8 protein-coding genes are annotated in these 9,390 nt (G+C 30.6%); 1 reads left to right on the plus strand and 7 read right to left on the minus strand.

Annotated features, from left to right (window positions below; genetic code table 11):
- From Q0138_RS00020 to Q0138_RS00035, 4 genes are all read right to left on the minus strand, one after another.
- The coding region (locus Q0138_RS00020; RefSeq protein ID WP_297979162.1) for a hypothetical protein at positions 1-403 on the minus strand (403 nt) is incomplete at its 3' end.
- A 633-nt stretch (positions 404-1,036) separates the two neighbouring features.
- Positions 1,037-1,810 (minus strand): S-methyl-5'-thioadenosine phosphorylase, encoded by a 774-nt coding sequence (gene mtnP / locus Q0138_RS00025; RefSeq protein ID WP_297979165.1) that lies wholly within the window; start codon positions 1,808-1,810, stop codon positions 1,037-1,039.
- 259 nt (positions 1,811-2,069) lie between these two features.
- A complete protein-coding gene (locus Q0138_RS00030) occupies positions 2,070-3,518 on the minus strand; it encodes an RtcB family protein (RefSeq protein WP_297979167.1) in 1,449 nt (482 codons plus the stop codon).
- 252 nt (positions 3,519-3,770) lie between these two features.
- Positions 3,771-4,244, minus strand: a complete 474-nt coding sequence (locus Q0138_RS00035; RefSeq protein ID WP_297979169.1) for an archease — start codon at positions 4,242-4,244, stop codon at positions 3,771-3,773.
- Between the two features lie 651 nt (positions 4,245-4,895).
- Here Q0138_RS00035 and Q0138_RS00040 point away from each other — a divergent pair.
- Positions 4,896-5,084: a hypothetical protein gene (locus tag Q0138_RS00040; RefSeq protein WP_297979171.1), complete on the plus strand. Its 189-nt coding sequence runs from the start codon at positions 4,896-4,898 to the stop codon at positions 5,082-5,084.
- A 358-nt stretch (positions 5,085-5,442) separates the two neighbouring features.
- Here the strand turns inward: Q0138_RS00040 and Q0138_RS00045 are convergent, their stop codons facing one another.
- The 3 genes from Q0138_RS00045 to surE all read right to left on the minus strand — a co-directional run bounded on the left by Q0138_RS00045 (position 5,443) and on the right by surE (position 9,241).
- Positions 5,443-6,561, minus strand: coding sequence for an ORC1-type DNA replication protein (locus tag Q0138_RS00045; RefSeq protein ID WP_297979173.1), 1,119 nt, complete (start codon positions 6,559-6,561; stop codon positions 5,443-5,445).
- Positions 6,562-7,457: 896 nt separating this feature from the next.
- The gene (locus Q0138_RS00050; RefSeq protein WP_297979176.1) at positions 7,458-8,189 is read right to left on the minus strand and encodes a 6-hydroxymethylpterin diphosphokinase MptE-like protein; all 732 of its coding nucleotides are present in this window, start codon (positions 8,187-8,189) and stop codon (positions 7,458-7,460) included.
- A 272-nt stretch (positions 8,190-8,461) separates the two neighbouring features.
- Positions 8,462-9,241: a 5'/3'-nucleotidase SurE gene (surE, locus tag Q0138_RS00055; RefSeq protein ID WP_297979179.1), complete on the minus strand. Its 780-nt coding sequence runs from the start codon at positions 9,239-9,241 to the stop codon at positions 8,462-8,464.
- Positions 9,242-9,390 lie beyond the last annotated feature (149 nt).

A 9,390-nucleotide genomic window follows, 5' to 3' on the forward strand; every position in this document is an offset into this window, starting at 1 on the left:
TATTATTTATATTATTATTTTTTAATTCGTGGTTCCCCGATTGGTTCTTCTTCTGGTCGTTTTTCACCTTTTTCTTGTCGGATAATCCATACGCTGAATCAGATAGAATTCCGATAGAATTGGGTTCAAAGTCTTCAGTTTTTTGGTCTTTAGCGGCCTCGTTTTGGTACTTGTCGTAGTTAGTAATGGTAATGATGATCCAATGCTTATTACTGCGATCACATTCGACCATACCAGCCTTTTCGAGCATCTTGATGAATGATGAGACTACACGGTGGTTGGTCTTCCAACGACGGGCCAGAGCCCTGAATGACGTGAGAAGTTGGCCGCGTTTCAGCTCGATGAAGTTGCTCCTGTAGAACACTTCAATCGGTTTCCAGGTAGCGAGCATCGTTAGTTCCATCCACCTGTACCCATGTCTCATGTCCTGCCAGATCCAATGCTCCATGATACTTCTGTGCATTTGTACCCATCCGTTCATAACTATATACTCGCTTTCCAGAATCTAAGTATCTCACCACCCGTGAAGAATACCCGCGTCGTGGATCGCCTTACACCATACTTGATGATTCCTTTCTTGGCGTATCTCAGCAAGGTATTGCGGTGAACACCTAACAGCCTTGAGGTTTCAGCAATGTTATACCTGCCGTCCCTCTTTACGATCGGTTCAACAGTAGTCATGGTTAGAATCTTTAGATGGGAAAAGCACATCCACATCAATCTGCATGTGCATGGCAATCAGCAACTGTATGTTCCTTTCGGGCACTATCCTTCCCGTGACCCAGGCACGAACAGTCATTTCACAGCGATTAGTAGCCTCGCATAGTTCCTTGATGAAATCAGCTGCCGGAGTCGGGCGTTTCTTGATCTCATTGTAAATGTCAATTAAACTGCTGTTATTCATTGATTTAGTCATAGAATATTAAAAAATCTTTATATGTTATTAAAAAAATCATTAAAAGAACTAAAAATAAATAAAAATAAATAAAAATAAAAAAATTTGATAAATTTTAAAAAAATATTGAAATTGATTTAATTAAATCTCTGCATCGCCTAAAGCATGATGACAATCACAATCATAGTCTTCAGACAAATCCTTAATGGTTTTATACATTAAATTAATCAATTCTTCTTTTTTAATGTCCATAATTTCATAAATCTCTTCAACTCCTAACTTATCTTCGGAAATTGAAGTGCAATAATTAGAAACAATAGCAATTGAAACATAACACATTTCCTTTTCCCTTGCAAGAACAGCTTCAGGCAATGTGGTCATACCAACAATTGTTCCCCCAATTATCTTAAACATCTTGATTTCAGCAGGAGTCTCAAATCTTGGACCTTCTGTACAAACATGAGTTCCGCCATCAATCAATTTTCCATTTACACAGTCAGAATTTGACAAGAGAACATTTCTAAGCCTGTTACAGTAAGGTTCAGTCATGTCTATATGAATAACCCTGTCATCATAAAATGTTCTGTCCCTATGAACTGTAAAGTCCAAAAAGTCGTCTGGAATAACAATTGATCCAGGACCAATATCCTCATCAAGAGATCCTACAGCATTGGTAGCCATTATTTGACTTACTCCAAGCTCTTTCAATGCCATAATGTTAGCCTTAAAATTGATTTTATGTGGAGGGCAACTGTGACCTGTAGAATGTCTTGGTAAAAAAGCAACTGTTTGACCATCAATATTCAAAAGGGAAACTTCAACAGAACCATATTCAGTGTCTACAGTTTTCTTTTCTATGCTATCTGCCAATTCACTTATCTCTTCAACTCCACTACCGCCAATAATACCAATCATACAATTACCTCAATAAAAGTAAAATAATCCAATATAAATTAAATAAGAATAATTAATAAATTAAGATTATTAAAAAAAGTTAAAAATAATTCTCAAATATTAAAAAATGAGAATTAAATTTTAAATAATCCTCAAATCAACAAGAGAATTAAATTTTAAACAATCCTCAAATCAACAGGAGAATTAAATTTTAAATAATCCACAAATCAATTAGAGAATTAAATTATTAAAAACTTAAAAAAAGAATAATTAAAATCAATTATCCTTTTGTGACTGCTAAAGGAGTAACTTTTGCTACTAACTTAGCAATTCCTGCGTCATGTGATGTTTTAACAACAGAATCAACATTCTTATAAGCTCCAGGTGCTTCTTCAGCTAAAACAGGAGCGGAATTTGCTTTTACATGAATGCCTTTAGCATTCAATTCCTTTTGAATGTCATCAGCTGTGTATTGCTTTTTAGCCGCAGTTCTGGATAAAACCCTACCTGCTCCGTGAGCGGTTGAACCAAAGGTTTCCTCCATAGCAACATCAGTTCCATGCAAAATGTAGGATGCTGTTCCCATGGTTCCAGGAATTAAAACAGGCTGACCTACAGAACGATAATCCTTAGGAATTTCACGTCTTCCAGGACCGAATGCACGAGTTGCACCCTTTCTGTGAACAAGAACTTCCATATGGGAACCTTTAACCTTGTGAACCTCTTTTTTAGCAATGTTATGTGCAACATCATATATTGTGCTCATGCCCATATCCTCTGCATCACGTGAGAAAACCTCTTCAAAGGATTGTCTGATCCAATGAGACATCATTTGACGGTTTGCCCATGCATAATTAGCGCCTGCAGCCATTGCCTTCAAGTATCCTTGAGCTTCAGGAGAGTCAATAGGAGCACAGGCCAATTGCCTATCAGGAAGATTAATCTTATAATTTCTATAAGCCTTATCCATCTTTCTCAAGTAATCTGAACAGATTTGGTGTCCGCAACCTCTAGAACCACTGTGAATCATGATTGCAATGTTTCCAGCCTCAAGACCGAAAGCCTTTGCAACATTTTCATCATAAACCTCTTCAATCTTTTGAACTTCGAGGAAGTGATTTCCAGAACCTAATGAACCTAATTGAGGAATTCCTCTTTTTTTAGCCTTTTTACTTACAATTCCAGATTCAGCCTCTTCCATTCTACCGTTTTCCTCAAGGAACTTAAGATCCTCTTCCCAACCGAATCCGCGTTCAACAGCCCACCAGGCACCATAGTCAAGGACCTCATCAATCTCATTGTCCTTAAGCCTTATCTGACCCTTACTTCCTACACCTGATGGAATGTTTTTAAACAAGACCTCTGTAAGTTCCTTAAGCTTAGGCTTGATTTCATCCTCAGTCAAGTTAGTTCTAAGCATTCTAACTCCACAGTTAATGTCAAAACCTACTCCTCCAGGACTTACAACACCATTATTAAAATTAAATGCACCTACACCACCAATACTGAAACCGTATCCAAAGTGAATGTCAGGCATTGCAATTGATGCATTTTGAATACCAGGCATACAAGCAACATTTGCAACCTGTTGCAATGCACCTTCCTCAATGTTTTTAACAGATTCATCATCAAGATACATTCTTCCAGGAACTCTCATTTCCTTTTTATAATTGCTGGGAATTTCCCAAACATTATCTCTTACCTTTTCAAGATTTTCCTTAATTGACATAATTACCACAATAAAATTAATCCTTTACTTTATTATAAAATAAGCGCGACTCAATAATAATAATATAATATATTTAGTTATATTCCATAATACATTTAAAATTATTGATAAAAGTTCAACAAAAATTTGAAACTTATACAAAGAATCCTTAAAAAAATATTAAAAAAAAGCCAAACAAAAATTTGAAACTTATACAAAGAATCCTTAAAAAACAGCGAAAAATAAAAAACAAATATCAGAATTAAAATAAATTTACAAGTCTAAAATGGCTCTAAGTTCATAGTTCCCCTCTTCATCCCTTAAAACATTCATCTGATGAAAGGTTACAGCCTTAACTTCAGACCTATGAACATGAATGTCCCAATTAATCTCTTCACCATAAGCAATACAATTCAACTTATAGTTTTCATATTCATCATCATTGCCCTCCAAACTTTCAATGTTTATATCAAACCTGGAGAAAAATACAAATTCGGTATCCTGTAAGAAAAGAAGCTCATCCAAATAATCATATAAAAGGGAAACCAAATCCTCTGAAACGACTTCAAATTCAAAAGACATATCATTCTTTACTTTAGAAATATCAGTGATAATATTAAACATTGCAAGCCCTGCATTTTCATAAGCCTTCTCAATTGTATTTCCATAAGCATAAAATCCAATATCTGCTGTAACTTCAAAATATTTATATGGCTCACACATATCAGACTTATTTGAATCACACATATTATCACCAAGTTTCATTAAATAAAAAATTCGATTAAATAAATTAAATTAAAATCATTAAGTCTTATTTTTACAAATAGGAAAATAAGAAATAATTGGAGAAAATTTATTTGCTTAAAATTAATATTATACATTTTAATACATTTTAATATTTTTATGGAGTTTTATTAAAAATTCAAGTTAAAGATCAAAATTAATAAAAAAATGAATTTTTCTAAAAATCAAAAAGTTTCAATGAAAAAAAAACCAAGTCACTAAAAACCAAACTTTTCTAAAAATCAAAAAGTTTTAATGAAAAAATCAAATTTTAAAAACAATTTTTGAAAAATAATTTTCCATAAGCAAAATCCCTTAATTAAATATTAAATTTCCTATTATATAAAATAAATGAAATTGCTTAAAAGTTTTTTCATAATAAAAGCACTGCAAAAAATTGAAATAATATTAAAATTTGATAAAAGAAATCTTATTAAAAACAGTCAAATAAATAGTCAAAATGGTCTGGAAAGATAGGAAATTCTTTTAAAAAAAATACACTTGAAATGGTACCTATTACTTTTCAAATGCTCTCTTTCTCTTTTTTTATATATTATCTTAAACTTAGTATAAGTACCGATAGAAAATTTACACTTAAAAAAAAGAGGTGAAATAATGATAAAACATAATAACACTCCATGTGACTTAAGAAGAAAAAACAGTTTTACAGATCCTATGACTTTTAATAACCTTAAAATCAACATTAAAGATTGCATGGTAATATTTGTAGTTTTTACAGTATTGCTTTTATCTATTTTAGCTGTTAGTGCAGCGCCTAGCCCAGACATGATGATTTGGGTATAAAATAAACACTAAAACCAAACCCATTGTTTATTAAAGGATGTAACCATATTTTAAAAAAAGCAACTATAAAATTATGAATATTATCATGCATATATTCAATTTTATAGAACCCTATAAATCAATAAAACAGAAGAACTTTAATAAAAAACCCGATACCATACTTCACAAAATATTTCTTAACATCCCACATACAATTGATTACATCCTTTAATACTTTTTTTATTATCATTAAAACCAAAAACAAAGTATTTCACAAAAAAGATCAAAAATAAGCTAAATTAAAACTAAAAAAATTCAAGTGGAAAAATTATTAAAAAAAGTAAAATATAGAAAAGAATAAAAAAAAGAAAAAAAGAAATTAAAGTTCAATATCCTTAAGGTCTTCAGGTGCAAATCTTAAAATGATTTCCCTTGAATTGCCTCTAACTCCTTTTCCAGTAAATTTAGTATCAACCAACCTTAAGAATTCTAATTTTTCAAGAGCCCTATTGAAAGTGGCATAACTAACTCCAGCCTGTTCCTTAAATTGTTTAGACAAATCACCTGCAGTTTGAACTTCCTCATTGTCCATCAAAACAGACAATAAAGTTTTTTCAACATCATTCAAAGATTTAATTGTTTCAATTAAATTAATAGGACTTTGTTTGGAAATTGCTTCCTCCACATGTTCCAGATTAATGGTTCTGCTTGCATTAGCCTCTGCAATATTACCTGCAACTCTTAAAAGGTCAATACCTATCCTCAAGTCACCTTCCTCAAGAGTGTGATTAGCGATTTCCTCAAGAACCTCATCAGATATGACCCCTGGGAAAAATCCTGCCTTTGCCCTGTCTGAAAGAATGCTGAATATCTCAGAATAGCTATAAGGTTGGAAAATAATATCCTGAGGTATGAAAACGGTATTTACATTTTTATCTAAAGCAAATCTAAATTCCAAATCAGAAAGAATGGCAAAAATGCCTACCCTAACATCACCGAACTCTTCATATGCTCTTAAAAGATCATAAAAGACTTTATTAGCATTTTGACTTTGGAATAAATAATTAACATCATCCAAAGCAACAACTAAAGCTTTACCTTCAGATGCAAGATATTTCATAACTTTATCATATATTCTTGAAAAAGGAACTCCTGTTTCAGGAGGTTGATGTCCAAAAATCTTTTTATAAATTTGAGAAAATATTCCAAAACGAGTAGTGTGAAGTTGACAATTAATATAACAGCAAATAACCTTATCTGAAGTACGTTCAACTAATTCAAAAACTTTTTTAACCGCTGTTGTTTTACCAGTAGCACAAGAACCCAATACAACAGTATTGGTTGGACGGCCTCCGCGAATGGATGGTCTGATGGACATGGCCATACCTTCCATTTGAGTATCCCTAAAATTATAGTTGGGAGGCATGTAATCAGGATTAAATGCATTTATGTTTTGAAATATTGTTTCATCAAACATCAAAATATCTTCAATTGCCATATAAAATAATTTATGATTAATAATATAAAAAACTTCGTTAAAATTTGAAGAAATTTTTACATCGATATTGAAAAATAATAATTTTTTTAAAATATTCAAAAAACATGGCAAAAATTTAATCAAATAAATAAAAATTATTAAAAAAATAGTTTAATGGTTTAATGGGTAAAATTTAAAAAAACTAGTAAAATTTAATCAAAATAAAAACAAAAAACTAAAAATTAATTAAACAGTACAAAATTAATTAAAAGGAAAAAAATACTAAAAAAATACTAAAAAAAAATACTAAAAAAAATACTAAAAAAAATACTAAAAAAAGGGGCTGTAAAAAATTTAACTGATATGTCTTTAATTTTAATATAACTTATTGATATTTTTTTATTTACAGTTGAACTTATTGATTGCCACTAAATTTAGAAATAATATGGTAATCAATAGTTAAAATTAATTTAATTAATTTTACATTAAATTAAATTGAAACTTGGGCGGAATAAATCAAAAATAATCCATCGTCCATTAATTTAAATGAAAGTTACTAAAAAAAGATTGATAAATCAATAATCAAATATACATAATTTTTAACAAAAAGAAAGAATTAAAAATCTTAATTTCAACTGTAAATCAATATAAAAAGCTTTAAATAAGTAGCGGAGCTTATTTATAAATATGCAACAAAAAACAAACTCCGCAAATAATATTTTGGTCTTTGATTTATTTAAATTTTTTGTCGAACCTAAAAAAATACTAAAAAATAATTAAACTGCAAAAAAAATAAATTAAAAGAGAAAAAAATACTAAAAAAAATACTAAAAAATAATTAAACTGTAAAAAATATTAAAAAAAATCAGAACAAAAAAACGAAAAAGAAAAAATTTAGTTAAAAAACAGAAACTCCATCATTTAACCAAATTATCAATTTCAACATCAATATTTTCTTTAATCCAATTTGTAAGTCTTTCAGCATAAACTAACTTTTTAGCCTTAACCTCATCTGCAGGACCGGTCTCCCCATCAATATCAGGTCTTGAATATTTTGTAACAACAGTTCCAAAGTCCATACCTGCAAGAGTCATTTCGCCTATTCCAAGTTCACAGGCTAAAAACATAGCCCTGTCACCATCGGTGAAACCGCCAAAATTATAGAGATTGCCTACAGGAACTGATTGGGTTGTTCCAAGGATTTTATTAAAGCTTGTAGTCCATAAGTCAATATCATCCTCATTGTTACCATGGGCATGGATTACAAAATAAGAACCTAATGTATTTGCAGTCAATAAATCAGAGACCTTGCCATCCAAATCAGTTACAATAATGTCTGGAATAATATCCTCTTCCAAAAGAGCGGTTGTAGCTCCATCTGCAGCAATTAGAACATAATTTCTTAAAGTGTATTCTGATTTTAACTTTTCAATATGTTCTTTTAAGGAAGGGCCGGCTCCAAAAACAATAGCCTTATCACATCTTCCCTTCTTATACATGATTTCATCATACAAGTCATCGATTGTCAAACAGCCATGATCTTCCAAGATTTCATCCAATAAGTCTGCAGACTTTTCATCATCATCTCTTGAAAACCCAAAATCACCTAGGATTTCTTCATACCAAGTTTCCCATTCATTTATATCCATAAAAAACACCACTAAAGAAAATAAAATTTAAACAATGCCTAAATTAAAAATTAAACAATTAAAAACTAATAATAAAACAATCAATAAATTAAAGAATTAAACACTTAATAAACAAATAATAAACAAATAATAAACAAATAATAAACAAATAATAAACAAATAAACAAATAAACAAATAAACAAATAATGAATTAAAAACAATGAAACAATGAAAATTAAATAATAAATCAATGAAATATAAAAAAACTAAATAAAACAATTTAAATTTAAATTCACCAGTTCTTAAGACTTTCAATATTTCCAGTCAAGTCAATATGCAATGGAGTCAAACTAGGATATTTCCCAATAAGCAATGCATGACCGTCAGTTCCTTCAGGATATTCTTCGACCAATTGGGGAACAATCATGATTGTATCATTTCCATCGTCATCAACCCTTTCATAAATAAAGGATTCCAACATTTTAGGAGCAAGAGAGGTAATCTTAATCTCATCGGATTTAGGATGTGAAGGAACATTTAAATTCAATAGATTTACATCTTCAGGAAATCCTTCCTCAAGAACCTTTTTTACCACCTTTGCCAATATTTCCTGTGCAAAAGCATAATCCGCCTCAACATACCAATTACCTTCCTCATCTTGCTTGAAAGCATCATCTTCCAAAAAGAGAGAACATGCAATTGCAGGAATTCCTTGAGAAACAGCTTCAAGTGCAGCGCATACAGTTCCAGAAGTGGTTATTTCAACTCCAATGTTAATTCCAGGATTGATACCTGTAACAACCAGATCAGGCTTTTCATCACAAATGTAATTTATACCTACATTGACTGAATCTGCCGGAGTTCCAGAAAGACCAAAAGCATTAGTTCCATCCTCCAATTCATATTCATCAAGATATAAGTGTTTCATGATATTGACTTTACGCCCCACACTACTGTTGTTCTCCTTTGGAGCTACAACAATTATATTGGCCAAATCCTCAAGAGCCTGTTTGGAAGCTAAAATTCCAGGAGCCATAACCCCATCATCATTAGATATTAAAATATTTTTCATAAAATTACACCTAAATGAAATACTCAAGATATTTATTTACAAATCGTTTTAAAAACTTAAATTAATCTAAAAACTAATTAAAATTAATTAAAATTAATTAAAACTAATTAAAACTAATTAAAACTAATTAAAACTAATTAAAACTAATT

The sequence above is a fragment of the uncultured Methanobrevibacter sp. genome (assembly GCF_937906425.1).
Lineage (GTDB): Archaea > Methanobacteriota > Methanobacteria > Methanobacteriales > Methanobacteriaceae > Methanobrevibacter.

Excerpts from the sequence above, each read along its gene's own strand:
- mtnP (WP_297979165.1), bottom strand. The coding sequence starts at position 1,810 with ATGATTGGTATTATTGGCGGTAGTGGAGTTGAAGAGATAAGTGAATTG.
- Q0138_RS00030 (WP_297979167.1), bottom strand. The coding sequence starts at position 3,518 with ATGTCAATTAAGGAAAATCTTGAAAAGGTAAGAGATAATGTTTGGGAA.
- Q0138_RS00035 (WP_297979169.1), bottom strand. The coding sequence starts at position 4,244 with ATGTGTGATTCAAATAAGTCTGATATGTGTGAGCCATATAAATATTTT.
- Q0138_RS00040 (WP_297979171.1), top strand. The coding sequence starts at position 4,896 with ATGATAAAACATAATAACACTCCATGTGACTTAAGAAGAAAAAACAGT.
- Q0138_RS00045 (WP_297979173.1), bottom strand. The coding sequence starts at position 6,561 with ATGGCAATTGAAGATATTTTGATGTTTGATGAAACAATATTTCAAAAC.
- Q0138_RS00050 (WP_297979176.1), bottom strand. The coding sequence starts at position 8,189 with ATGGATATAAATGAATGGGAAACTTGGTATGAAGAAATCCTAGGTGAT.
- surE (WP_297979179.1), bottom strand. The coding sequence starts at position 9,241 with ATGAAAAATATTTTAATATCTAATGATGATGGGGTTATGGCTCCTGGA.